Below are 24,626 nucleotides of genomic sequence, written 5' to 3' on the forward strand. Positions count from 1 at the left end.
AATTTTTTCAAAAATTTAAAAAATTATAGTTTTTATAAGAAATATGCATAAAACAATTATTTAATTAAAAATCAATAATTAATAAAATCATTAAATTAAATAAAGCCTTTTTAAATGAAATTGTAAATTAATTTGCTAAACACCTATTCGCAGAATATTTTTTAGAAGCACAAAAATAAATAAATTTTAATAAACAATATTAACCAAATGATAAAGTGAGACTATCCACATGATTGAATGGTTACAAAATGAATTAAAGCATAGTCCTGAAATACTCTTATTTTTATCTCTTGCAATTGGTTTTTGGATTGGTCAATTCCAGTTTGGAAAATTTCAATTTGGAGGAGTTGCAGGCTCATTACTTGTCGCGGTTGTATTAAGTCTAATTGGTGTCCCTGTCGATAATGGAGTTAAAGCTCTTCTATTTGCACTTTTTATTTATGCGGTTGGCTTCGAAAGTGGTCCCCAGTTTTTTAAATCGCTGGGACCACAATCAATAAAAGAAATCTTACTTGCGGTATTTATGGCCATTAGTGGACTGATTACTGTTTTGCTGATGGCAAAGATTTTTAATCTAGATAAAGGTTTAGCTGCTGGTTTAGCCGCAGGTGGAATGACGCAATCTGCAATTATTGGGACTGCTGGTGATGCCCTGTCTCGACTAGACTTACCACTTGCAGAAATTCAAAAACTCCAAGCGAATGTCGCTATTGGCTATGCCGTCACCTACATTTTTGGATCTCTGGGCGCAATTATTATCTGTGTGAATATCTTGCCGAAATTCATGGGGCGAGAAATTCACGATGATGCTTTAAAAGCAGAAGCTGAACGCCTTAAAGGTGCTTTTGAACTCGCTCCAGGTCAAGAGCTTGCCATACCTGAAATTGTCGGTCGTATTTATAAAGTCCAACAAGCAGCGGGACAAACGCTAGCAGAAATTGAAACCCAAACACCAAGCTTGACTATTGAACGGTTAAAACGAAAAGATAAATTGATTGATGTGAGCCCTGAACTCTCACTTCAAACTGATGATGTCGTACTTGTGGTGGGTCGTCGTGCCAGTGTAGTTGCCGCCGCTGATCATATCGGGACCGAACTCCAATCCTCAGCAGGAATGGAAATGGTCATGGAAACCACAGATATCATTCTTAGAAACTCTAAATATATTGACCGAACACTGGGTGATGTTAAAGCCAATACCCCTGCTTATTTAAAGCATGGCATTTACGTTCTCGGTATTAAACGTAATGAAGAAGCTCAACCTTTAAGTGATGACACGATTCTTCGCCAAGGTGATGTTGTGACAGTTTATGGCACTAAAAGTGACTTAGAACGTTTAATCAAAGAAGCCGGTAAAGCATTACCAGAAAGTCTTAAAACAGACTGGATTTTTCATGGTGCTGGTCTAGTGGTGGGCTTATTGATTGGCTTATTTGTCATTCGTATTGGAGATGTCCCTCTCACACTCGGTGCAGGCGGTGGCGCATTATTATCGGGCCTTTTATTTGGTTGGCTACGTAGTCGAAATAAAGTTCACGGCAATATGCCTTTAGCTGCATCACAACTACTTAAAGATTTAGGTCTTGCAGGCTTTGTCGCTGCCGTCGGCTTACAATCAGGTTTACAAGCAATTCAGACCATTAAAGAAAGCGGTCTGTCTTTATTTATGATTGGTGTCGTTGTCACGCTAGTGCCTTTAATTCTGTCCATGTTCTTTGCACGCTATGTGCTTCGTTATGACAATGTTGCAGTTATGGCAGGTGCCCTTTCGGGTGCACGAAGTGCAAATCCAGCATTCGGTGGAGTACTAGATAAAGCTGGAAACTCTATTCCAACCGTACCATTTGCCATTACCTATGCATTAGCAAATGTATTTTTGACTTTACTCGGACCACTCATTGTCGGTTTGGCCTAAACAAGTTTTTATATCTAAAACACTTACACTTCACGATAATTAAGGAGACACCCCATGGGGAATGTTGATTACTCAAAATATGCAAAACTAAGCCCATTTGAACTCAAAGATGAACTCATTGCATTAGCTTTAAGTCATACAGATCGTATGATGCTCAATGCGGGGCGCGGAAATCCAAACTTTCTTGCAACCGTACCACGCCGTGCTTTTTTTCAGCTTGGTTTATTCTCGGCAACTGAGTCTGAATTTTCATTTTCCTACATGCCAGAAGGGCTAGGTGGTTTTCCTAGAGCCGAAGGGCTACAGTCACGCTTTGATCATTTCGTACTAGAAAATCGAGACAAACCTGGTGTCGTCTTTTTGGGTAAAGCAATTTCCTATGTCCGTGATCAATTGGGGTTAGATCCAGATGCTTTCTTACTGGAGATGGTTGAAGGTATTCTCGGTTGTAACTACCCCGTACCAGACCGAATGCTTAAAGTCAGTGAAAAAATTATTAAAGAATATATTTTACGTGAAATGGGTGTTCAAGGAATGCCACAAGAAGGATTAGACCTATTTGCAGTTGAGGGTGGCACAGCTGCAATGGCGTATATTTTTAATTCACTGAAAGAAAATAAAATTATTTCTACTGGGGACCGAATTGCAATTGGTTCTCCAATTTTCACCCCTTATTTAGAAATCCCAAAACTCAATGATTATCAGCTTGAAGAAGTGCTGATTGAAGCAGATGCTAACCTTGGCTGGCAGTATCCAGAATCTGAATTACGCAAATTAGAAGACCCTTCTATCAAGGCATTCTTTTTAGTTAACCCAAGTAACCCTCCATCTGTGAAAATGAGTGACGAAGGCTTAGCGATACTGGCGGATATCGTCAAAAAACGTCCAGACCTGATTATTCTTACAGATGACGTATATGGCACATTTGCAGATAACTTTAAATCCTTATTTGCGATATGCCCAGACAATACAATTTTGGTTTATTCATTCTCGAAATATTTCGGAGCTACGGGTTGGAGACTCGGTGTAATTGCGCTCAGTAACAACAATATTTTAGATCAGAAAATTGCCAATCTCTCTAAAAAAGATAAGTTAGAACTCGAAGAACGTTATTCATCTTTGACCACCGATCCATCGAGCATCAAGTTTATTGATCGCCTTGTAGCCGACAGTCGAAATGTCGCCTTAAATCATACTGCGGACTTATCAACGCCACAGCAAGTTCAAATGGTACTTTTTGCATTATTTAATATGATGGATTCACGTCAAAGCTACAAAAAAGCGGTGAAATCTGTGGTTCGTGAACGTGATGCCACTCTATATCGTCAACTGGGTGTTGAAATTCCACAAGACCCAAATTCTGTCGATTATTACACATTGGTGAATTTGGAAAAAACCTCTCGCACTTTATATGGCGATGAGTTTGCTGAATGGATTATGAAAAATAAGAATCCAACAGAATTATTATTCCGTGTTGCGGATGAAACAGGTGTCGTACTTTTACCAGGTTCTGGCTTCGGCGTTCAGCATCCATCTGCTCGAGCATCATTGGCAAATTTAAATGAGTTTCAATATGCAGCCATAGGAACATCTTTACGCAAATTTGCCGAAGAAGCCTATGAGGAATTTAAAAAAGCCAATAAGAAAAAAGCGAAGTAGTTTCACGCTTTTATTGTAATATTTAAAAGATGGCTTAATGAATTGATGATTAAGCCATCTTTTAAATTATGTAGAATTTCTTTACCACAAAATAAATTATTTCAAAGCATCAATTATGTGCCTAAAAGGATTTCGAAATATTCCCGAAACGGCAAAATTTAGCTCACGTATTAAAATGACTAAATGCAAGATCTAAAGATTTAAAAAACAAAGACTGGAAAATCTCACAAAATTTAGCATGAAATTTTATTATTAATTTTATGCTTAATCGTTATTAAGTCATTGATTTTATAGTGATATATGGTGCGGCCAGCGGGAATCGAACCCACGACCCCAAGCTTCGGAAACTTGTACTCTATCCAACTGAGCTATGGCCGCGCGTGCACATCATAACAAAAAAATAAAGAAGTGAAAGCAACTATATATAAATCATTCATTTTTATGATTAGAGTTTAATCAATGTTCTAAGCATGCAACGCAGTATTCCCTGTAATTTACTTGGTTTATTCATCAAGATCGCTCACAATAGTCACACTCTATATGCTGTGAGAACTTCATGACCGATGCATTACTGATCAGAGATTTGTCCAAAACTTATCGTAATGGCTTTCAAGCCCTTAAAGGAATTAATTTAACCGTGCCAGAAGGTGAGTTTTATGCGCTTCTTGGACCGAACGGTGCTGGCAAATCGACGACCATCGGCATCATTAGTTCTTTAACCAAAAAGACCGCAGGTACTGTCGAAATTTTTGGTCATAATCTCGATACGCACCCATCACGTGCCAAGCAATGCTTAGGTGTTGTGCCACAAGAATTTAACTTTGGTCAATTTGAAAAAACATTCGATATTTTGGTGACGCAAGCAGGCTATTACGGTATTCCCCGTAAAATTGCAGAGCAACGTGCCGAACATTATTTAGAAAAATTAGGGCTTTGGGAAAAACGAAATACCCAAGGTCGTATGCTGTCAGGTGGTATGAAACGCCGCCTCATGATCGCACGTGCCATGATGCATGAACCAAAACTTTTGATTCTGGATGAACCTACTGCGGGTGTCGACATTGAACTGCGTCGTTCAATGTGGGATTTCCTGACGGAAATGAATGAAAATGGTACATCCATCATTCTAACGACCCATTATTTAGAAGAAGCTGAAATGTTGTGTCGCCGTATTGCTATCATCGACCGCGGTGTCATTAAAGAAGATACCTCCATGAAAGCATTCCTCAATCAATTACATGAAGAATCATTTATTTTTGACTTGGCTGAGCCAATTCAACCTCTGCATCTCGATATTATTGGTGTTCGCTTCAATTTAATTGATCCTGTAACGCTTGAAGTCACCATGGACAAAGCGCATACCTTAAATCAGCTATTCCAGTTACTTGAAGCACAAGGCATTCAAGTGCGTAGTATGCGCAATAAATCTAACCGCCTTGAAGAACTGTTTGTCAGACTTGTGGAGAAAAATTTGGAGGGAGCTACACCATGAATATGACTCAAATGCGTGTTGCCCTTTTCACATTAGTACATAAAGAAGTTCGCCGCTTTATGCGCATCTGGCCGCAAACTCTCTTACCACCAGCCATTACCATGAGTCTATATTTTGTGATTTTTGGTAATTTAGTCGGTTCTCGTATTGGGCAAATGGGCGGCTTTAGCTATATGCAATTCATTGTGCCTGGCTTAATTATGATGGCGGTGATTACCAATAGCTATGCCAACGTTTCCTCCAGTTTCTTTAGTGCCAAATTCCAAAAAAGTATTGAAGAATTAATTATGAGTCCTGTCCCTTTACATTTAGTCCTTTGGGGCTATGTCTTGGGCGGATTATGTCGTGGTGTACTGGTTGGGATTATTGTGACGGCTATGAGTCTGTTTTTTACTGACTTATATATTACCAACTGGTTTGTGACTATATATACAGTGATTGTGACCTCATTATTATTTTCATTAGGCGGTTTTATTAATGCTGTTTACGCCAAATCTTTTGACGATATTTCAATCATTCCAACTTTTGTACTTACCCCTTTAACTTATTTAGGCGGTGTATTTTATGCGATTAGCGCACTTAGCCCATTTTGGCAAAATTTGTCTTTAATTAACCCAATTGTCTATATGGTTAATGCTTTCCGTTTCGGAATTCTAGGTCATAGTGATGTGAACGTTTCGATTTCACTCACCGTGGTTACTTTATGTTGTGCTGTCCTTTACGGTATAGCGTATTATTTACTTTCTCGTGGCTCAGGAATGCGTGAATAATGAGTGTAGAACTTTCTTTACTCGGTAAAGACACCCAATATCCATCAACATATCAACCAGATATTCTTTTTCCAATTGCACGTGCTCAGGCACGTTCAAGCTATGCCCATATTGAGGGTATTCAACAGGGTAAAGACTGGTGGCATGTATTTGAAATTTCTTGGCTCAATGCTCAAGGTATTCCTCAAGTTGCGATTGGTCGCTTAACGCTGCCAGCTTCTTCGCCCAATTTAATTGAGTCCAAATCACTCAAGCTTTATTTTAATAGTCTGAACTTTACCCAATTCGATTCTGAAGCCACATTTATAGCTACTGTAGAAAAAGATTTATCTGCGGCTGCGGGCGCTACAGTAACAATTCAATTGTTCCAAGTGGATGATTTAGCCATTTATCAGCCCGAAGGCATCTGTATTGATGACTTGGTTCCTGAACGTCTGGAAAATCAACCCGATGCTTCCCTACTCAGTTTCGATCATGAAAATACAGACAACCTAGAAGTACAACTCTATTCACATTTACTGCGTAGTAACTGCCCTGTGACAGGTCAACCCGATTGGGGTACGGTATTTATCCGCTATCAAGGTAAAAAGCCTTGTTATCGCTCACTTTTAGCCTATATTATCTCCTACCGCCAGCATAATGGTTTCCATGAGCAATGTGTTGAACAGATGTTTGCCGATATCTGGCAAAATCTACAACCTGAAAAGCTTATGGTTTATGCAGCTTATACCCGCCGAGGTGGTTTAGACATCAATCCTTGTCGTGTATCGGATTTAACATGGATGCCTCGCCCAATTCGCTTGGCGCGACAATAAAATGAATAATACTGAGGTTAAATAACAATGCCTTTTTTTGGTTTTGTCCCTTCTGAAACACTATTAAATAGTATTCAAACAGGTCAGCAGAAGAAAAATTCAAGTGAAGCACTCTACCCTTTGCGCGATCAAACTGCTTTATTGATTAATGACGAAATTATTGACGCCATTTTAACGGAGTTAGTTCGTCGTTTTCCGCCGAGTGATAAACGTGATACTGCCGAAAAATTAGCAGGTTACATTAAATCTACGGTTGCGGTGCTATTGAAGCAACTTTTAAGTAAAGCTCCAAATGATGTGGTGAAACAATCGATTGAGTTTTCTGAAAAAAGCTTATTTAAAGATGCACAAGGTCAATATCGCGTAGGTGAAAGTTTAGATGCCAGCTTGGTGACTAATTTAAAGACTACATTTGCTGATATTCGTGCAGGTAGTGATACCAATAAAGCCGTTTTGATCGAATTATACAAACAGTTCGCAGAAGCCACTGTACGTCATTTCATGAATGATTTTAACAAAACCCTCGATTTAGGCATGATTAAGCGTAAAGCGGCAGATATCGGCTCTGCGGCGGTCATTAAAGCCGTACATATTGCAATTGATAAAATCTTCCCACATTTAACCAAGGAAGAATTGATTATTTTGGCTGAGTATCACGATACGTTGTTCCATCATTGATAGAAATTTAAACTATCGAAAACCTAGCTTTTGCTAGGTTTTTTTATTGCTAAATATTGATATACAGCATCCATACACAGGTATAAGGTAGCAGAGGCAAAATACGACCTAAGACTTTATTCTACAAATATCTTCCATGACTACTCTTCCACAGTCCAAATTCTTACGTCATGCACCCCGTGACGGTTTAAGCACAACTTTATTGCCATCGAAATGGCACAAATTACACTTAGATCCATGGTTATGCCTCTATTTATTGCTCACTGCATTATTAGGTTTAACTGTGCTGTATAGTGCTTCCGAACAAGACTGGAGTCTAGTGTCGAAACAAGCCATCAGTTTTGCGATTGGTTTTTTCACCATGTTAGGTTTGGCACAAGTTCCGCCAAAGGTGTATCAATCTTTTACACCTTATCTATATATAGTGGCACTGTTGTCACTTATTGGGGTCAAACTCTTTGGGGAAGTTCGTTTAGGTGCACAGCGATGGATTGATATTCCAGGACTGGGCAGTGTACAACCCAGCGAATTTATGAAAATTGCCATGCCCTTGATGATTGCATGGTTTTTATCTCGGCGGCCTTTACCCCCTAAAATCAGTCAGATTGGCATTTGTTTAATCTTTATTGGCATTCCCTTTATTTTAATTGCTGAACAGCCCGATCTTGGTACTTCATTACTGGTGCTTTCAAGTGGGATCTTTGTTTTATTTCTCAGTGGCTTGTCTTGGCGTTTGATTGCAACTGCAATCGGACTCGCAGCACTGATTATTCCTATTGCTTGGCAATTTTTACTGCATGATTATCAACGACAACGCGTTTTAACCTTGATCCATCCCGAAGCCGATGCACTGGGTACGGGTTGGAATATTATTCAATCAGAAACTGCCATAGGTTCTGGTGGAGTTTTAGGTAAAGGATACCTCTTAGGCACTCAATCTCACTTACATTTCTTGCCTGAAGGTCATACCGATTTTATTATTGCTGCATTTTCTGAAGAATTTGGGCTGATTGGTATTATCATATTGATTATACTGTACTTTGCAATCATTAGCCGAACGTTTCAAATTGGATTAAACAGTTTTCATAACTTTGGACGTTTAGTGGCAAGCAGTTTTGCTTTGTCATTTTTTGTATATGTCTTTGTCAATGCAGGCATGGTCAGTGGTATTTTACCGGTAGTGGGTGTGCCTTTACCTTTTATGAGTTATGGCGGTACTGCAATTATTACTTTAATGGCCACTTTTGGCGTTGTGATGTCAATTCATACACATCGATAATTTTTGGGATTTAACCTATATGACGAATTTGTCTATTTATAAAAAACTGAAGCGTTTATCTTTACTTATTGGTGCTTTTTCAATTACCAGTTTTTGCCAAGCAAATGATTTTGCCAATGATCCCCAATACTCCAGTTTCAAACAAAAAACCATGCAAAGCTATGGTTTAACTGCTGAACAAGTCGATTGGGCAATGAATGGCTCACGTAATCTTCCCAACATTATCAATATTATGAACCGACCTGGTGAAAGTAAGCCATGGTATGACTATAAAACCAATTTCATGTCTGAAAGTACCATTCAGCGTGGTGTTCGATTCAAAAATCAATATGCAGATACCTTAAACCGTGCGGAACAGCAATTTGGTGTTCCACAATCTGTGATTTTAGGCATTTTAGGGGTAGAAACAGGTTTTGGTGCAAATAAAGGCAATTTCATCACTCGAGATGCCTTAGCAACCCTTGCATTTGGTTATGAACGTCGTGCTGCCTACTTCCAAGATGAGCTGTCTGCACTGATTGCATGGACTTATAAAGATGGTGTGCCGGCCAACTCTGTCGTAGGGTCTTATGCAGGTGCAATTGGCTATCCACAATTTATGCCCAGTAACATTCCTAAATATGGCGTGGACTACGATGGAAATGGACATGTTGACCTAAGAAATTCAGCAGTCGATGCGATTGGTTCTATTGCAAACTATCTCGCGCAACATGGTTGGCAAAGAAATCAACCGATTGGTTTTGCGGCGCGTTACACAGGTTCGACACCTGATGCCATTATTGCCAAGAACCTTGAACAACCGACCCCTTATGGCGTATTAAAATCACAGGGTATTTCACCCATCAATCCAGTGGTACAAATTGATGATTTAGATATGATCAATGTCATTCAACTTCAAGAAAATTATGGTTCAATTTACTACATTACTTACCCGAATTTTCAAGTCATTACCACTTATAATAAGAGCCGTATGTATGCCACTGCTGTGTGGCAATTAGGTACTGAAATTGCTAGCCGCTAAGGCTAGCTTTTTACAGAAAGAAAATAAGTCAATCTTTTTTTTAACTATAAAGTGTATAAAATAGACAAATTAAATACAATGTTACAATATTGTATATTTATTAACCACAAAACAATTTAATTACCTACTTTTTGTAAAGATTTCGGTATAAAGACTAGACACCCTCACTGTGGCATGAATATTATCCATCTCGTCAAATGTAGTTGCACAAGTGAATAAATCGGCCCGTTTGCTTGTAATTCAAGGTTTTACTACTGAATTACTGCTCTGCAAACCCGCCTTTAGGAGATTTTATGCATTCTTCAATGAAATATATTCTTGCCATAACCACCACGTTCGCCCTGACCCAGTCACAGGCCGAATTGGTTCAATCATCATCATTAAATAATGACAATGATAATTCACGTTTAGCAGCACGTGTTTTAAACAAAGATGCTCAGAGTTTTAACTCTCACTTTTCAAATCTAAATAGCCTTTCAATTACTGAGAGTTCTGGAGATAAAATTCGCCGCGAAACCATTGCTGCGAAAATTGAAATCCCAGCAAATGAGCCCTCAGTCATTGACAAGTTAAATAATGTTGCGTCAAATACTGTTCGTCAATTTAGCCAAACTGGTGTTGCCTCATGGTATGGTCGTCAGTTCCATGGTCGTAAAACTGCAAATGGTGAAACATTTGACATGAATGCATTAACAGCAGCTCATCGTAGCTTGCCACTTAACTGCTACATTCGTGTGACCAACAAAAATAACGGCAAAAGTGTGGTTGTCAAAGTCAATGACCGTGGTCCATTCCATGGCAACCGTGTGGTCGATCTTTCTTATGGTGCTGCAAAACAACTTGGTATCACCAATGCAGGAACAGCAAAAGTAAGCATTGAACGCGTTGCAGGTCCCAATTCTTAATTTCACTGATGCACAATACATTTGATAAAAAGCCACGTCTAAGTGGCTTTTTTTATTTTCTAATTTAATTAATATGTTATTTTAAAAAAAAGACAAGAAATCGACAACCTGTCTGGGAAACGATCTAATGACAAAATCAATCCAATATTTAACAACTTCGCATTTAAAAGTTTTTGCTCTAATGAGTACGGTTTTATTGTCTGCTTGTAGCTACTCCATCTCAAAACATATTCATCGCGGTCAAAAAATAGACCCCAGACAGAATTCTACCTTTATTCTGCATGGTGGCCCTATTCTAACCATGCAAGGCGATACCCCGACATACGTTGAAGCGATGTTGGTTGAAAATGGGATGATCAGATTTACTGGCTCTCTTGCTGAGGCAAAGCGACTCAATCTGCGTGCGCAACGTTTTAACTTAAAAAACCACACCGTTATTCCTGGGCTCATCGATGCGCATAGCCATGCCAACAGTGTCGGCTTACAACAAACCGTTGCTAATCTTTATGCCCCGCCAGATGGCAAAGTCACAGATATCCCCTCTCTGATTCAAGCAATGCAAATATGGAAAAATAATAATCCTGCTTTCATTCAACAAGCTTCGGGGTGGATTATCGGCAACGGATATGATGATGCCCAATTAACTGAAAAGCGCCATCCTACCGCGACTGAACTAGATAAAATCTCAACCGACCAACCTGTCATTGTTTTACATCAATCTGGTCATTTGGCCACGGTCAACACCAAAGCACTCGAACTACTCAAAATTGATGCCCAAACACCAAATCCAACTGGCGGTGTTATCCGTCGTAAAGCAAATTCTAAAGAACCCAATGGCGTACTTGAGGAAAGTGTGGTTTTTAAAGCCATGATTCAAATTTTCCAACATATGCCACCTGAAACCATGGAAAAAATGGCACTCACAGCGGTACAGACCTATGTCAAAAATGGATACACTACCATTCAAGAAGGTCGAGCAGATGCAGGGACTTCAGAGATGTGGCGCGATTTAGCGAAAAATGGCAAATTACCTGTAGATTTGGTGGTCTATCCAGACATTAGCACCGAAAAAAACTATATGCTGCAACATGGTACCAACCGAGAATATAAACACCACTATAGAATTGGGGGCGTTAAAATTAGTCTGGATGGATCTCCACAAGGTAAAACCGCTTGGCTGACCAAACCCTATCTAATCCCACCTGAAGGTCAAAAAAAATCTTATCGTGGTTATGCCGCCTTCCCTCAACAAAGCACAGTACAAAATCTGATTGATTTAGCCTTTCAAAATAATTGGCAAATTTTAGCGCATGCCAATGGTGATGCTGCTATTGATCAGTATTTAAATACCATTGAAAAAGCTACAGCTAAATTTCCAATCCAAGATCGACGCAATGTAATTATTCATGCGCAAACCATGCGGGAAAACCAACTAGACAAAGCCAAAGAACTAAAACTCATTCCTTCTTTCTTCTCTCTACATACTTATTACTGGGGAGACTGGCATATTCATGAGACTTTAGGTCTTCAACGCGCTCAAAACATTTCTCCTACTGGCTCAGCCTTAAGAAAAGGGATTTTATTTACCCAACATCATGATGCACCCGTCATTCCCCCAAATAGCATGATGACTTTGGACACTACTGTAAATCGTGTCACACGAAGTGGTGAAGTTTTAGGTGAAGATCAACGCGTCAGTCCTTATCTTGCGCTCAAGAGCATGACCAGTTGGGCCGCCTATCAATATTTTGAAGAAGACAGCAAAGGAACACTGGCTCCAGGGAAAGTAGCTGATTTTGTGATTCTGGATCAGAACCCCATGACTATACCGAGTGATCAAATTAAAAATATTAAAGTGCTTGCTACTTTCAAAGAAGGCAAAGAAGTTTTTCACGCAGGAAATTAGATTTGTAAATGCATCGCTAAGCGCAGTTCAAAATCATTGAGCTGCGTTAATGCATGACAAAACAAATGATAAAAATGGACTAAAATTTAATTTCAAATTTTGACCTCAGTTGTTTTCTATTTTATAGTTTCTTCGAAACATGAATAAAAAAAGTACAATAAGCAATTGCAGGAGCAACACATGAAAACTATCACCGAATGGTTCGATGAATACAGTGAAAGCCACCAAAATAAAACCAATAAAATGATTCACTGGCTTTGCGTACCGACAATCCTATTTTCAATTATTGGTATTTTGGCGCATTTTAGTGTGCTACTTACTGCTCTCATTGTGGCCCTCACTCTTATTTTTTATAGCCGACTTGATCTTGTTTTGGCTGTGGCAATGGCTGCCCTCTTATTCATAATGGCATGGCTGATTTTAATTTTACCTGTTGGCGTGGGTTTTTATATTGGATTGTTCATTTTTGCTTGGATTGGGCAGTTTTATGGGCATAAAATTGAAGGAAAGAAACCTTCTTTCTTTAAAGACCTCCAATTCCTCCCCATTGGCCCAATTTGGTGTATGGATGCATATCTAAATAAACTGGTACCCAAATTAAAAACCCATGCTAGAGCGAAAATGAACGCCATTTAGCGCATAAGTATAATTTTCACAGTGGAATTTGATCTTTTAGATGTTTTCCACTGTGAACCCGATTAAAACACCCAAGCTTCTAGTGCATAAAAAAACAGCAAACTCAAAGCCAAACTGATTAAAATTTTTCTTAAAAAGAAGGATACAAGAACGCAAAATATCGTGGCATAAAAATAACTATTGCCCTGCAACGATCTCCATTCACCGTGATCAAAAAAGATAATCGGTATACAAATTGCGCTTAATAAACAGGGTGCTGAATATTTCAACATTCGCTCGAAAAACATCGGGAATTGAATAGCAACTTTAGGTTCTAAAAACAGATAACGATTAAAAAATACAATTGCAGCCAACAAAAAAATAAATGACCAACTCATGTTTTTTGCTCCCAGTGTTCCAGACACACCGCAACAAACATTCCCAACATGCCAGAGATTAAAATTGAGGCTTCTATATGCAACGCGGTTAAACACAGCGAGCTTAGAATTGTGGTGATGACACCAACCAAACTCATCCAATTTTTAATAAAGGGAACAATAATCGCCACCAAAACAGCAACGATAGAAAAATCTAAATGCAAGTTCGACAAATTAGGAACTGTCGAAGCCAAATAAATTCCCAATAGACTAAATAGCACCCACGCGAGATAAAAACATAAGCCTGCACCCAATAAATAATATGGTCCACGCAGTTGCTTGGTCATGGCGACTGCAAATAATTCATCCGTCAATAAAAATCCCAAAGGAATTCGGTAATAACTCGCCAAAACCGAAATATCTTTGCGCAAGGTTAAGGCATAAATAAAATGCTGACTGGTTAAGAAAAATACTGTAATTGCAATTGTAAGTGCTGTTGCATCCGCAGACCACATTCCCAAACTTACCAGTTGTGCTGCTCCCGCAAACACAACCGCCGACATCGCTACTGCCTGTGGAATGCTCAGTCCTGCATCAATGGCAACTGAACCCGCCAAAATCCCCCATGGTAGTACCGCAATCGATAAAGGAACGATATCGATTGCGCCTTGGATAAAATCTTGCGACTTATGATAGGCCCTAGCTCTTAATTGCTGTTGAGAAAGATCCATAACAACATCTACTGAATAAACACATCTATAAAATAGGCGTTTTACAGAAGGATGATCTTGTACAAAATTGCTGAATAATCATGAAATAATCAAAGCATGAAACGAAGCGAATAATCTTAATTAAATTTATAAACTTGAATCATTTAAATAACACATTAAAATTAGAATCACTTCTTCTAACGTAGACTCATCACGTATTGCAAAGGTGTCACTCCCACCGATTTTTTGAAATGCCGATTAAAATGACTCTGATCTGAAAAGCCACATAAATCGGCCACCAAAGCAATATTTTCACCGCGTTTTAACAGTTGCTTCGCTTGATGCAAACGAAACTGAATGAGCCATGCATGTGGTGGAAGACCCGTATATTTTTTAAATTGTCGCAAAAAATGCCAAGGGCTTAAACCTGCTGTTTCTGCCAGCTCATTCAGTGAATAATCTTTTTCAGGTGCACTCGCCAATAAATCTTTAATCATCAATATACGATTTTGCGCTTCAGGCAATGGCAACTCACCCAGCTTAGTACGGCTGTGATGTGACATTAAATAAGCCAGCGTAGATAGGTATAAAGTTTGTTTAAACAATTGATTATCTTTATTTTCTAATAAGTCGAATAGCAAGCTAAGTTGTTGTGCCAAGCCTTCATCCTGAATCACTGCATGGGGAAACCACGGCATGGTTCCTGAAGGTTGGAAAAGGTCTTGACTCACATCTCTTAACATTTCAGGTGTCGGATAAATGGCGCGATAACGCCACCCTGTTTCCACTGCAGATGAACCCGTATGCACTTCATCTGCATTCACCAAAATGATATGCCCTTTAGGTGCAATATGCAGTGCACCTGTCCGATAAAAAGACTGCGCACCCTCTTCTATCACCCCGATGCAATAGCCTTCATGCACATGTTTAGAGAATTGCTTTTGTATATACGAAGCATTCAGTAACTCTAAGCCACCCAATTCTTGGACATGCTTAAATTTAACAAACTCATGCTTCACTTCGCTCATACAATTAATTCTTCATTCATGCCAGTCAAACCTATTGCACATGCAAAATAGCATGTCTATTTTTGCTGTATAGAACAAAATTGCTCTCTGATTTTTTATTGATAAATTCTTCCTTGATGTTTTAACCAACCACCAATGTGCTGCCGCTCTGGATCATGATGCGTCCAATGAATTATCCCACCCTTCGGGTTGTATTCATATTCACCATAAAACTCAACCGTATCCCCTTTTTGTACATTTTCTATTCTGGGTGCTAAATCAATATTATGTGCGACCAATACTGTTAATCCGTTCTTTAATAACAATATAAATTTCTGGTGCCTTGAGCCTTCATGATCATCCGCAAGAATCGCTTTGACCACACCACTTGCACGGACTTGAACATTATTTTGTTGTTGCTGAAATGCCTGTTGTATTTTCTGACGATCATCAACTGTTGATACTGTTTCCGATGGCGTTGTGATCGGAGATTCATTTTTAGGAGGCGTATGCTGTTCTCGGTTTATTCCTAGATATGCAGCAATAAGCACTAGAATAACGACGCCTATTCTCAAATTTGTTTTATTCATCATTTTTTATCCTTTTTATTTGATATAAAAAAAGCCCCAGAAGGGGCTTTTTTTTGCAAAATAAAATTATTTTGCAGCAGCTTGAGCAGCAGCAACTTCTTCAGCAAAAGAAAGTTCAGCTTTTTTCTCAATGCCTTCACCCACTTCGAAACGAACGAATTGAGCAACAGTTGTACCAGTCGCTTTTAATACGTCAGCAACTTTCTTATCGTTGTCAATTACGTACATTTGACGCTCAAGTACAACTTCGTTCAAGTATTTCTCAACTGAACCAGTGACCATCTTCTCAACGATGTTTGCTGGCTTGCCAGATTCAATCGCTTTCGCTTCAGCAATTTCTTTCTCTTTCGCGATAAGCTCAGCAGAAACGCCTTCAGCAGTTACAGCAACTGGGTTGAACGCAGCAACGTGCATTGCAACACCTTTACCAGTGTCAGCTTGACCAGTATAAGCAACTACAACACCAATTTTTAAACCGTGTTTGTAAACTGCAAGGTTTTCACCTTCAACAATTTTAGCACGACGTACTTGGATGTTTTCACCGATTTTTTGAACAAGAGCAATACGCGCTTCTTCAACAGTCGTGCCATCTTCAAGTTTAAGTTCAGCAATTTTAGCAGCATCAGTTTCGCCAGCAGCAAGTGCAGCAGCAGCAACTTTCGCAGAGAAGCCAGCAAAGTTTTCGTCTTTAGCAACGAAGTCAGTTTGGCAGTTTACTTCTAAAAGAATAGCTTTGTTGCCTTCTTGAGCAATCGTGATCGCGCCGTCAGCAGCGATGTTACCCGCTTTTTTAGCAGCTTTAGCTTGACCAGATTTACGAAGGTTATCAATCGCTAATTCGATGTCACCGTTCGCTTCTGTTAATGCTTTTTTACATTCCATCATTGCTAAACCAGTACGGTCACGCAATTCTTTAACCATGCTTGCAGTAATAGCAGTCATGTGTATCTCCTAAAAATCGGTAGAAAATGAATTCTTTTTAGAACAGAAACGGCCCAGAGGGATGCTCATGGGCCGTCTGCATACATGACGCTTACTTTGCCACCATCACATGTCGCAAAAATGACAAGCTTGCGTCAAAACGCATTAAGCCTCAGGAGCTTCTTTAGCAGCTTCGTCGCCTTTTGCTTGTGCATTTGCTTGTGTTTGAGCGTACTCTTTACCAGCAAGGATCGCATCAGCCATAGCAGAAGCGTAAAGTGTTACTGCACGGATCGCATCGTCATTACCCGGGATAACGAAATCTACGTTGTCTGGGTTAGAGTTTGTATCAACGATACCGATTACAGGAATACCAAGGTTTTTAGCTTCTTTAATCGCGATTGATTCGTGGTCAACGTCGATTACGAATAATGCGTCAGGTAAACCACCCATGTTTTTAACGCCGCCTAAAGCACGTTCAAGTTTGTCCATCTCACGAGTACGCTCTAAAGCTTCACGTTTAGTAAGCTTAGCAAAAGTACCGTCTTGAGATTGAGTTTGAAGGTCTTTCAAACGGTTGATAGATTGGCGAAGTGTTTTCCAGTTCGTCAACATACCACCTAACCAACGGTGATCTACATATGGTTGACCAGCGCGTTGAGCTTGTTCACGGATGATGTTAGAAGCAGCACGTTTAGTACCAACGAACAATACTTTGTTCTTTTTGCTTGCAAGATTGTTAACAAAGTTCAAAGCATCGTTTAACGCAGGAACAGTGTGCTCAAGGTTGATGATGTGAATTTTGTTACGCGCACCAAAAATGTATTGACGCATTTTTGGGTTCCAGAAACGAGTTTGGTGACCAAAGTGCGCACCTGCTTGAAGAAGGTCGCGCATGCTTACGTTGTAATCTGCCATTTTCTTTACCTTAAAGTTTGGGTTAGGCCTCCATATATCCGCATTCTCCACCCTTAAAAGGGCACCCAGAGTAATGTGTCGATATATGTGCGGATTTTTTACCTATTTCAATCAAATGACTCGTAAAGATATTCACGAAAAAGCATTTGATAAAATGGGCGGCTATTTATACCATAGTCACATATAAATTTCCAAAAGTTTTTAGAGATCATGAATACAACTTATCAAGCTCCCCGTCGATTAATTAAAACTGCCGATGAAATTGAAAAAATGCGTGTGGCGGGACGACTGGCGGCAGAAGTGTTGGATATGATCAAACCGCATATCAAACCAGGGGTAACAACCCTCGAATTAGACACGATTTGTCACGATTATATTGTGAATGTACAAAATGCGATCCCTGCATGTTTAGGTTATGGTGCGGCACCAGGCCGTCCAGCATTTCAACATACCATTTGTACTTCTGTGAACCATGTGGTGTGTCACGGTATTCCATCTGAAAGTAAAATCTTAAAGAAAGGCGATATCTTAAATATTGATGTCACTGTGATTAAAGATGGTTATCACGGCGATACCAATATGATGTACGTGGTGGGTGAAGAGACATCTATTCTTGCTGACCGCTTATGTAAAGTTGCTCAAGAAGCCATGTATCGTGGTATTGCGACGGTTAAACCAGGTTCGACCATTGGTGATATTGGTTTAGCGATTCAAAAATATGTTGAATCAGAACGCTTTAGCGTCGTTCGTGAATACTGTGGTCACGGTATTGGTACGGTATTCCATGACGAACCTCAAGTATTGCATTATGGTCAAGGCAACAGTGGCATGATTCTGGAAGAAGGCATGACCTTTACCATTGAACCAATGGTCAATGCAGGCGTATGGCAAACTAAGTTATTGGGTGACAAATGGACAGTTGTGACCAAAGATCATAAGCTTTCTGCGCAATATGAACATACCATTTTAGTCACTAAAGATGGCGTTGAAATTTTAACAGCCCGTCCTGAAGAAGATTTATCTCGTTTTCAGACTGAAACCGTGTCATTGGCTTAAAATCTAAGTCAGTTGTCAAAAAGGTCACCTTCGGGTGATCTTTTTTTATATCCCCAAATAACCATCCCAAACTATTTTCTTTTTCATTAATAAGTATTTAGAAAAGACTCAAATAAGTTGTGCCACGTGCGCTCACTCTTTTTAGAAATAACATGATTGATTGATAAGTAACAGAACCATAAAAAAATCACGGTAATTTTCACAATTTTTTAAAACTATACCTGTTCGAAAACAACAGTTTTCTTTCGCTGCTCTATTGAATAATGCCCCTGAATAAAAATGATGAAAATGGACATGGAGTCCCCTATGCAGAAAACAGGATTAGCATTTTCAATTGCGATGACCCTTATCCCTACATTTAGCCATGCTAAATTCCCTTATTTCAGCCTAGAAGATGGTGATGGCTTTAAACGTTTTTCCATTTCTGTGGGTGCATTACATGTTATGCCACAAGGTCAAGCCCAACCATTTCGAGTCAATACGGCTGTCAAGGAAGGTGAAACTGCAAAGGTCGGCACTATTCAGGCACAAACCGTTTTAGACAATATTCGATCAGGCAGTGACGTTAATCCACTGTTGAAAGCAGCTCTTAAAGGATTGGCTGCAATTGATGCTCCCGTCCCTTCAAGTCTCAGCGGTACTGCCCAAATACACGGCTTAAGCCAATGGGACAATGCAGGTACTGGACTTCAGGCAGATGATGTTACAACTTTAGGCATCATGAGCAATTATTTCTTTACCGACCATGTTTCCGTTGAAGTCAAAGCAGGGATTCCCCCTAAGGTCGATTTACAAGGTCAAGGAAAAATCTATGCTCCCTTTTCAGCCATTGCCAGTCCTTTAGGCAGTGTTTTAGGTCAACTGGAACTTGAAAATGATATTTTGATTACCGATTTGTCTGCTCATGGCACTGCTGCTTCGGCTCGGGCATGGACACCTGCATTTGAATTGCAATATCACTTTGGCAAAACTGGGGTGAATAAGTTTCGTCCCTATGTCGGTTTAGGTGTCATGTATGCTTATTTTAATGAATTAGAAATGAACCCACGCATTGAACAAGATTTAATTGCCGCTGGTCATATGATTGCCAATATTAAAGAAGGTCAAGCTGGCGGATCTTTGGAAGGTAAAACCAGTTCAGCCAACCCTCAAGTGGATCTTGAAGCATCTGATACCTTTGCACCTATTGCCACAGTTGGATTTACCTACGATTTTAATAGCAATTGGTTTGCTGTTGGTTCGGTCAGTTATGCTCAACTCAGTAATGACACCACCATTACCGTGACCGATGCCAAACTCGGTGAACTTATCCGCTCCAAAGCCGATATTGAGATCAATCCAATTCTCGCTTATGCAGGCATTGGTTATCGCTTTTAAAATTTGAAAACTCATTCGGATTTCTCTTCATGGTATTCATTCAAATAGTATAAATACCGTGGAATAACTCCTGAGTTTTATCCCCCCAACTTTTCATCTAAAGTGCATTGTTCTGATGCACTTTTATTGAATGCTTTAAAGAATGAATTATTTTTGATCAGATTTTATCCCTTTTTATCCAGCGGGGTTTTCTCAGAATTTCATGACCTCTGAACTCATGTTGACCAACAAACTCACGTGTTTAATCACAGTATCCGTTGAATCAAGCCAAAATCACACTTTTGGCATATTGCTTGCATTTTAATCTATAAGATGAATCAACGTCGATTCACACAGTACATAGACGGCCAACGATGTCCGTTCTGATCGGATTACAAGTCACTCGAAAAGCTTGTAAACAAAATTACGCTCAGTTCAGGGGATGGTTATGTCTTCAACAATAAATAGCGATGCAAAAAAAGCGACACAAATTAAACTTTTTAATTTTTCTACACCCGCCATGCGTGCGTTCCATATGACTTGGCTCGCATTCTTTGTCTGCTTCTTTGCATGGTTTGCCTGCGCACCGCTCATGCCTGTAATTAAAGGCGAATTTAATTTAACCAAAGATCAAATTGCCAACATTAATATTGCAGCCGTTGCGATTACTATTTTAATTCGCCTGATTGTCGGTCCATTGTGTGATAACTATGGTCCCAGAAAGACCTATACGGCCCTTTTATTACTCGGCAGTATTCCTGTATTTGGGGTTGCCGCTGCCAATACCTACGAATCCTTTTTATTTTTCCGTTTACTGATTGGTGCCATTGGCGCGAGTTTTGTCATTACCCAATATCACACCAGTATTATGTTTGCACCGAATGTCGTGGGTACAGCGAACGCAGCAGCGGCGGGTTGGGGTAATGCAGGCGGCGGCGCAACACAAGCCCTCATGCCGCTTATTCTTGGGGCAATTGTAATGTTTGGTGTAGAACAAAGCATGGGATGGCGCATTGCTCTGCTTGTACCAGGCATCATGATGGTGATTGTGGGCATCTTATATTGGAAGCTCACTCAAGATTGCCCTCAAGGGAATTTTAAAGAACTTCGTAAAGAAGGCATTGAGGTAGGAAGTGGCAAAAAAGGCGGTACAGCAATTTTGCTGCAAGCTGCACGAAATTACCGCGTTTGGATTCTATTTATATCTTATGCTGCATGTTTTGGTATTGAAATTTTCATTCATAACGTTGCTGCAATGTATTATGTAGACCACTTCAATATGGGCCTTAAAGAGGCAGGTTTAACTGCGGGTATCTTTGGTCTATTGGCACTTTTTGCTCGTGCTTTGGGTGGCATTGTTTCAGATAAAATTGCAATCGTAAAAGGCCTAGATGGACGCACCAAAGTACTCTTCACGCTGGTCTTACTTGAAGGTTTATTCTTAATCGTATTCTCTCAAATGAATACCGTCACACTCGCCATTATCAGCATGACCGTATTTGCACTCTTTACCCATATGGCATGTGGGGCAACTTATGCACTGGTGCCTTTTATTGACCGTGATGCTTTAGGAGGTGTTGCAGGGATTATTGGTGCTGGGGGTAATGTGGGTGCAGTAGCCGCTGGCTTTTTATTGAAAGGCGTATTAGACGTACAAACTTGTCTATTCATCCTTGGTGGTTTAGTCACAGTTGCGGCCTTTAGTGTCATTTTAATTCGCTTTTCAGTTGAACATAAAACCAAAGAAAAACAACTTTTTGATCAAGCTGTATTAGAACGAAATAGTTTAGCGTAAAACTTTAAATCCTCAGGTACAGATGTGTGTGTATTCACGCTCTGTACCTGATCAAAATAACCTACTCTTTCTTCTGTAAAACATTAACTTGATTCATAGACCCATAAATCACTCATTAATATAAAATTAATTCTTGAATGTATAAATCCTGATAAATGACAAATCCACGGCATCAAATGTTGAACTATTTCTAATCCAACAATGTCCTAAATATGCAAATAATGACTATTTCAGTAGCTTTCACATATTCATAAGGCTGCACTAATCCCCCAATCATTACGTCACTTTTCAAATATTTTAATCACATATCGAATGTAATCGATATATTGCGTACAATACAACCAAACTCATATTTCAAAGACGAATGCGGCAATGACCCAAAGTCAATTTTCAAAACCTCTTATTTATATGCTGATTGGCAGTGCTATCATTTTGGCGCTTTCGCTAGGTGTTCGACATGCATTTGGACTCTATTTGGTTCCTATGAGCCATGAATTTGGTTGGGGGCATAACGTTTTTAGTTTAGCAATTGCTTTACAAAACCTCATTTGGGGTGCCGTACAGCCCTTCACAGGGGCTTTTGCCGATAAATATGGCAGTAAAATTGTCGTCACAGTAGGAGGTATTCTCTACGCGATTGGCTTATTACTCATGTCCGTCAGCTCAACTGGCTTTATGCTGAATGTCAGTGTCGGTCTGATTTTAGGTTTGGCTTTATCTGCAACCTCTTTTCCTGTTTTGTTATCAGCAGTAGGTCGCGCCGCCCCCCCTGAAAAACGTAGTTTGGCTATGGGCATTGCCAGTGCCGCTGGCTCGTTTGGACAATTTATTATGCTGCCATCCACCTTATTGCTATTGCAAAATATTGGTTGGTCAGCCGCTTTAATTGTCAGTGCGATTTTAATTGCCTTTATTGTTCCGCTCGCTTGGATGCTAAAAGCACCCATGTATGTTGCACCGAATAACCAAACGTCAAGTAGTGCACCTACGCTCAGTTTTAAACAAATTTTGAACATTGCAAAAGCCCATAAACCTTTCTGGTTTTTATCTTTAGGTTTTATGGTGTGTGGCTTCCAAGTGGTCTTTATTGGTATTCACCTTCCAGGGTATCTGATTGATCATGGTTTTGATGCAACCACAGGCACCGTGTTTCTCGCTTTAGTGGGATTATTCAATATCTTTGGTACTTACAGTGCGGGCTGGTTAGGGGGAAAATTTTCCAAACCTAAACTGCTCATGGGTTTATATGCGCTGCGCGGCATCGCTATTATTGCTTTTCTAGCCTTACCGTTAAGTACATGGACAATCTATAGTTTTGGCGTCATTATGGGATTATTATGGTTATCTACCGTCCCATTAACCAACGGGATTGTCGCCAATATGTTCGGCATTCGTTATTTGTCTATGCTCAGCGGTATTGTATTTTTTACCCATCAAGTCGGTTCATTTTTTGGTGGATGGCTCGGTGGCGTGAATCATGACATGACAGGAAATTATCAAGCGGTTTGGATGATTTCAATTGCACTCAGTGTTTTAGGTGTACTGGTTCATTTCTTTGTCGATGAAAAGGCGGTGGTCCATGAATAATTCATCTGTATTTTGGATTAAAACTTCTGTTGTGATGCTCATCCTCAGTTTATTGACGCTTGCAATTATTTTATGGATGCAAACCCCACAGCTATTTGAATATTTCAATCAGGCATTTTGTCCCCATTAATCGTCTAAAGATTGACTCTACTTTTCATAAACTCAGCATTTATTCTTATTTCAAAAAATGCTGAGTTTTTCTTAGTTTAAAACAACAAGAAATTTAGAGTAATAACAATGACCAGTCTTACACAACTTTCTCAAGCCATTCACGATGCACCGCAGTGGCATTTAGCTGAAGCTCTTCAACATTCAAATGAAATTCAAATTACCCCCTTGAAAGATCAAGCTTTAGGCGCAGTTGTGACAGGCTTAGATGCACGTAAAGCGCAGTCTGGCGAAACCATTTTCCGTCTTAAACAAGCCCTAGCAGAGCATTTAGTTTTGATCTTTAAACAACAAAGTTTAGATGATTTACAATATCTAGCTTTTGCCAGCTACTTTGGTTCCATTTTCCGCCCAAGCGCTGATAATCCAGTACTTGCCAGCCAATCGGACACTGGTGTCCCGCCTGATGTTGTCCCTGTGTCAAATGCAGTGGGGCAAGGAGACTACACTGGTCACGGCGAGCTAAGTCCACATGCCGATCACCAATGGACACCTATTCCCTCTTTCGGCTCACTGCTTTATGCCATTGAACTTCCACAGAACGGTGGACAAACCACTTGGTTCAATACCATTAAAGCCTATGACGCCCTCTCAGATGAGATTAAAAAGAAAATCGACTCGTTACAGCTCATTACCTATAACCCCTTTGTCCGTGCACAAAGTAATACAGGGACAAGTGGTTATGCAGACTCACCCTACTACCGCTTTAAAGATCAACCGATTTTAGGACATGCCTATCCACATCCACTTGTACGCATTCACCCTGAAACGGGACGTAAAGCGTTGTGGCTGAATACGCGTTCGGAAGTTGAATTGGTCAATGTGAATGATATTGAAGGGAGTGAACTCATCGCCGAACTACGCGCACATATTCTAAAATCAGAGTTCCGCTACGAACATCAGTGGGAAACGGGAGATATCGTGTTTTGGGACAATCAAGTCACTTTACATTCGAGAACACCCTTTCCCGCAGAACAACGTCGCCTATTAAAACGTATTAGCTTGGCAGGTGCTCGACCTTTCTAAACGATATTTATCATTCCTCAGCGCATAAAAAAGCCCATTCATTAAAATGGGCTTTTTATT

The 24,626-nt window shown here is 39.8% G+C and carries 23 protein-coding genes and 1 tRNA gene; 17 read left to right on the top strand and 7 right to left on the bottom strand.

Going from position 1 to position 24,626, the window contains the following annotated elements:
- The first annotated feature begins 229 nt into the window (after window positions 1-229).
- A complete protein-coding gene (gene aspT, locus DCO44_RS03830; RefSeq protein ID WP_116759290.1) occupies window positions 230-1,915 on the top strand; it encodes an aspartate-alanine antiporter in 1,686 nt (561 codons plus the stop codon).
- A 54-nt stretch (window positions 1,916-1,969) separates the two neighbouring features.
- Entirely contained in the window at window positions 1,970-3,574 is a 1,605-nt protein-coding gene (locus DCO44_RS03835; RefSeq protein WP_116759291.1) for a bifunctional aspartate transaminase/aspartate 4-decarboxylase, read from the top strand.
- Between the two features lie 301 nt (window positions 3,575-3,875).
- Here the strand turns inward: DCO44_RS03835 and DCO44_RS03840 are convergent.
- Window positions 3,876-3,952, bottom strand: a tRNA-Arg gene (locus DCO44_RS03840).
- Between the two features lie 178 nt (window positions 3,953-4,130).
- Between DCO44_RS03840 and DCO44_RS03845 the strand changes: the two genes are divergently transcribed.
- The 9 genes from DCO44_RS03845 (at window position 4,131) to DCO44_RS03885 (ending at window position 13,076) form a co-directional block, all read left to right on the top strand.
- Window positions 4,131-5,066, top strand: coding sequence for an ABC transporter ATP-binding protein (locus tag DCO44_RS03845; RefSeq protein ID WP_116759292.1), 936 nt, complete (start codon window positions 4,131-4,133; stop codon window positions 5,064-5,066).
- A complete protein-coding gene (locus tag DCO44_RS03850) occupies window positions 5,063-5,836 on the top strand; it encodes an ABC transporter permease (protein WP_116759293.1) in 774 nt (257 codons plus the stop codon). The genes DCO44_RS03845 and DCO44_RS03850 overlap by 4 nt, the downstream gene beginning before the upstream one ends.
- Window positions 5,836-6,651 carry an NADPH-dependent 7-cyano-7-deazaguanine reductase QueF gene (gene queF / locus DCO44_RS03855; RefSeq protein ID WP_116759294.1) on the top strand — a complete coding sequence of 272 codons (816 nt, stop codon included), beginning with the start codon at window positions 5,836-5,838 and terminating at the stop codon, window positions 6,649-6,651. Before DCO44_RS03850 ends, queF begins: the two co-directional genes overlap by 1 nt.
- 27 nt (window positions 6,652-6,678) lie before the next feature.
- Window positions 6,679-7,329, top strand: a complete 651-nt coding sequence (locus DCO44_RS03860; RefSeq protein ID WP_116759295.1) for a hypothetical protein — start codon at window positions 6,679-6,681, stop codon at window positions 7,327-7,329.
- A gap of 136 nt (window positions 7,330-7,465) precedes the next feature.
- A complete protein-coding gene (gene rodA, locus DCO44_RS03865; RefSeq protein WP_116759296.1) occupies window positions 7,466-8,608 on the top strand; it encodes a rod shape-determining protein RodA in 1,143 nt (380 codons plus the stop codon).
- Between the two features lie 19 nt (window positions 8,609-8,627).
- Window positions 8,628-9,629, top strand: coding sequence for a lytic murein transglycosylase B (gene mltB, locus DCO44_RS03870; protein ID WP_116759297.1), 1,002 nt, complete (start codon window positions 8,628-8,630; stop codon window positions 9,627-9,629).
- A gap of 293 nt (window positions 9,630-9,922) precedes the next feature.
- The gene (locus DCO44_RS03875) at window positions 9,923-10,534 is read left to right on the top strand and encodes a septal ring lytic transglycosylase RlpA family protein (RefSeq protein ID WP_116759298.1); all 612 of its coding nucleotides are present in this window, start codon (window positions 9,923-9,925) and stop codon (window positions 10,532-10,534) included.
- A gap of 127 nt (window positions 10,535-10,661) precedes the next feature.
- On the top strand, window positions 10,662-12,440 hold the full coding sequence (locus DCO44_RS03880) for an amidohydrolase (RefSeq protein ID WP_228157502.1): 1,779 nt from the start codon (window positions 10,662-10,664) through the stop codon (window positions 12,438-12,440).
- A 180-nt stretch (window positions 12,441-12,620) separates the two neighbouring features.
- The gene (locus tag DCO44_RS03885) at window positions 12,621-13,076 is read left to right on the top strand and encodes a DUF962 domain-containing protein (protein WP_116759299.1); all 456 of its coding nucleotides are present in this window, start codon (window positions 12,621-12,623) and stop codon (window positions 13,074-13,076) included.
- A gap of 62 nt (window positions 13,077-13,138) precedes the next feature.
- Here the strand turns inward: DCO44_RS03885 and DCO44_RS03890 are convergent, their stop codons facing one another.
- The 6 genes from DCO44_RS03890 to rpsB form a co-directional block, all read right to left on the bottom strand.
- Window positions 13,139-13,453, bottom strand: coding sequence for an AzlD domain-containing protein (locus DCO44_RS03890; protein WP_116759300.1), 315 nt, complete (start codon window positions 13,451-13,453; stop codon window positions 13,139-13,141).
- Entirely contained in the window at window positions 13,450-14,163 is a 714-nt protein-coding gene (locus tag DCO44_RS03895) for an AzlC family ABC transporter permease (RefSeq protein ID WP_116759301.1), read from the bottom strand. The genes DCO44_RS03890 and DCO44_RS03895 overlap by 4 nt, the downstream gene beginning before the upstream one ends.
- Window positions 14,164-14,339: 176 nt before the next feature.
- Window positions 14,340-15,170, bottom strand: coding sequence for a helix-turn-helix transcriptional regulator (locus tag DCO44_RS03900; protein ID WP_116759302.1), 831 nt, complete (start codon window positions 15,168-15,170; stop codon window positions 14,340-14,342).
- A gap of 95 nt (window positions 15,171-15,265) precedes the next feature.
- Window positions 15,266-15,742, bottom strand: a complete 477-nt coding sequence (locus tag DCO44_RS03905) for a DUF3465 domain-containing protein (RefSeq protein ID WP_116759303.1) — start codon at window positions 15,740-15,742, stop codon at window positions 15,266-15,268.
- Between the two features lie 63 nt (window positions 15,743-15,805).
- The gene (gene tsf / locus DCO44_RS03910) at window positions 15,806-16,681 is read right to left on the bottom strand and encodes a translation elongation factor Ts (protein WP_016167396.1); all 876 of its coding nucleotides are present in this window, start codon (window positions 16,679-16,681) and stop codon (window positions 15,806-15,808) included.
- Between the two features lie 144 nt (window positions 16,682-16,825).
- Window positions 16,826-17,578 carry a 30S ribosomal protein S2 gene (gene rpsB / locus DCO44_RS03915; RefSeq protein ID WP_116759304.1) on the bottom strand — a complete coding sequence of 251 codons (753 nt, stop codon included), beginning with the start codon at window positions 17,576-17,578 and terminating at the stop codon, window positions 16,826-16,828.
- Between the two features lie 210 nt (window positions 17,579-17,788).
- Between rpsB and map the strand changes: the two genes are divergently transcribed.
- The 6 genes from map (at window position 17,789) to DCO44_RS03940 (ending at window position 24,566) form a co-directional block, all read left to right on the top strand.
- Window positions 17,789-18,634 carry a type I methionyl aminopeptidase gene (map, locus tag DCO44_RS03920; protein WP_116759305.1) on the top strand — a complete coding sequence of 282 codons (846 nt, stop codon included), beginning with the start codon at window positions 17,789-17,791 and terminating at the stop codon, window positions 18,632-18,634.
- Between the two features lie 306 nt (window positions 18,635-18,940).
- Window positions 18,941-20,011, top strand: a complete 1,071-nt coding sequence (locus tag DCO44_RS03925; protein WP_116759306.1) for an OmpW/AlkL family protein — start codon at window positions 18,941-18,943, stop codon at window positions 20,009-20,011.
- Between the two features lie 427 nt (window positions 20,012-20,438).
- Window positions 20,439-21,785 carry an MFS transporter gene (locus DCO44_RS03930; protein ID WP_116759307.1) on the top strand — a complete coding sequence of 449 codons (1,347 nt, stop codon included), beginning with the start codon at window positions 20,439-20,441 and terminating at the stop codon, window positions 21,783-21,785.
- 372 nt (window positions 21,786-22,157) lie between these two features.
- Complete coding sequence (locus tag DCO44_RS03935) at window positions 22,158-23,372, top strand: MFS transporter (protein ID WP_116759308.1); 1,215 nt, start codon at window positions 22,158-22,160, stop codon at window positions 23,370-23,372.
- On the top strand, window positions 23,365-23,502 hold the full coding sequence (locus DCO44_RS16585) for a hypothetical protein (RefSeq protein ID WP_165815680.1): 138 nt from the start codon (window positions 23,365-23,367) through the stop codon (window positions 23,500-23,502). The genes DCO44_RS03935 and DCO44_RS16585 overlap by 8 nt, the downstream gene beginning before the upstream one ends.
- Before the next feature lie 107 nt (window positions 23,503-23,609).
- Window positions 23,610-24,566: a TauD/TfdA dioxygenase family protein gene (locus DCO44_RS03940; protein ID WP_116759309.1), complete on the top strand. Its 957-nt coding sequence runs from the start codon at window positions 23,610-23,612 to the stop codon at window positions 24,564-24,566.
- Window positions 24,567-24,626 lie beyond the last annotated feature (60 nt).

The sequence above is a fragment of the Acinetobacter sp. AM genome (assembly GCF_003105055.1).
Taxonomy (GTDB): Bacteria; Pseudomonadota; Gammaproteobacteria; order Pseudomonadales; family Moraxellaceae; genus Acinetobacter; species Acinetobacter tibetensis.

What these genes read in the sequence shown, in the direction of transcription:
- aspT (WP_116759290.1), top strand. Translation starts at nt 230, where the DNA reads ATGATTGAATGGTTACAAAATGAATTAAAGCATAGTCCTGAAATACTC.
- DCO44_RS03835 (WP_116759291.1), top strand. Translation starts at nt 1,970, where the DNA reads ATGGGGAATGTTGATTACTCAAAATATGCAAAACTAAGCCCATTTGAA.
- DCO44_RS03845 (WP_116759292.1), top strand. Translation starts at nt 4,131, where the DNA reads ATGACCGATGCATTACTGATCAGAGATTTGTCCAAAACTTATCGTAAT.
- DCO44_RS03850 (WP_116759293.1), top strand. Translation starts at nt 5,063, where the DNA reads ATGAATATGACTCAAATGCGTGTTGCCCTTTTCACATTAGTACATAAA.
- queF (WP_116759294.1), top strand. Translation starts at nt 5,836, where the DNA reads ATGAGTGTAGAACTTTCTTTACTCGGTAAAGACACCCAATATCCATCA.
- DCO44_RS03860 (WP_116759295.1), top strand. Translation starts at nt 6,679, where the DNA reads ATGCCTTTTTTTGGTTTTGTCCCTTCTGAAACACTATTAAATAGTATT.
- rodA (WP_116759296.1), top strand. Translation starts at nt 7,466, where the DNA reads ATGACTACTCTTCCACAGTCCAAATTCTTACGTCATGCACCCCGTGAC.
- mltB (WP_116759297.1), top strand. Translation starts at nt 8,628, where the DNA reads ATGACGAATTTGTCTATTTATAAAAAACTGAAGCGTTTATCTTTACTT.
- DCO44_RS03875 (WP_116759298.1), top strand. Translation starts at nt 9,923, where the DNA reads ATGCATTCTTCAATGAAATATATTCTTGCCATAACCACCACGTTCGCC.
- DCO44_RS03880 (WP_228157502.1), top strand. Translation starts at nt 10,662, where the DNA reads ATGACAAAATCAATCCAATATTTAACAACTTCGCATTTAAAAGTTTTT.
- DCO44_RS03885 (WP_116759299.1), top strand. Translation starts at nt 12,621, where the DNA reads ATGAAAACTATCACCGAATGGTTCGATGAATACAGTGAAAGCCACCAA.
- DCO44_RS03890 (WP_116759300.1), bottom strand. Translation starts at nt 13,453, where the DNA reads ATGAGTTGGTCATTTATTTTTTTGTTGGCTGCAATTGTATTTTTTAAT.
- DCO44_RS03895 (WP_116759301.1), bottom strand. Translation starts at nt 14,163, where the DNA reads ATGGATCTTTCTCAACAGCAATTAAGAGCTAGGGCCTATCATAAGTCG.
- DCO44_RS03900 (WP_116759302.1), bottom strand. Translation starts at nt 15,170, where the DNA reads ATGAGCGAAGTGAAGCATGAGTTTGTTAAATTTAAGCATGTCCAAGAA.
- DCO44_RS03905 (WP_116759303.1), bottom strand. Translation starts at nt 15,742, where the DNA reads ATGATGAATAAAACAAATTTGAGAATAGGCGTCGTTATTCTAGTGCTT.
- tsf (WP_016167396.1), bottom strand. Translation starts at nt 16,681, where the DNA reads ATGACTGCTATTACTGCAAGCATGGTTAAAGAATTGCGTGACCGTACT.
- rpsB (WP_116759304.1), bottom strand. Translation starts at nt 17,578, where the DNA reads ATGGCAGATTACAACGTAAGCATGCGCGACCTTCTTCAAGCAGGTGCG.
- map (WP_116759305.1), top strand. Translation starts at nt 17,789, where the DNA reads ATGAATACAACTTATCAAGCTCCCCGTCGATTAATTAAAACTGCCGAT.
- DCO44_RS03925 (WP_116759306.1), top strand. Translation starts at nt 18,941, where the DNA reads ATGCAGAAAACAGGATTAGCATTTTCAATTGCGATGACCCTTATCCCT.
- DCO44_RS03930 (WP_116759307.1), top strand. Translation starts at nt 20,439, where the DNA reads ATGTCTTCAACAATAAATAGCGATGCAAAAAAAGCGACACAAATTAAA.
- DCO44_RS03935 (WP_116759308.1), top strand. Translation starts at nt 22,158, where the DNA reads ATGACCCAAAGTCAATTTTCAAAACCTCTTATTTATATGCTGATTGGC.
- DCO44_RS16585 (WP_165815680.1), top strand. Translation starts at nt 23,365, where the DNA reads ATGAATAATTCATCTGTATTTTGGATTAAAACTTCTGTTGTGATGCTC.
- DCO44_RS03940 (WP_116759309.1), top strand. Translation starts at nt 23,610, where the DNA reads ATGACCAGTCTTACACAACTTTCTCAAGCCATTCACGATGCACCGCAG.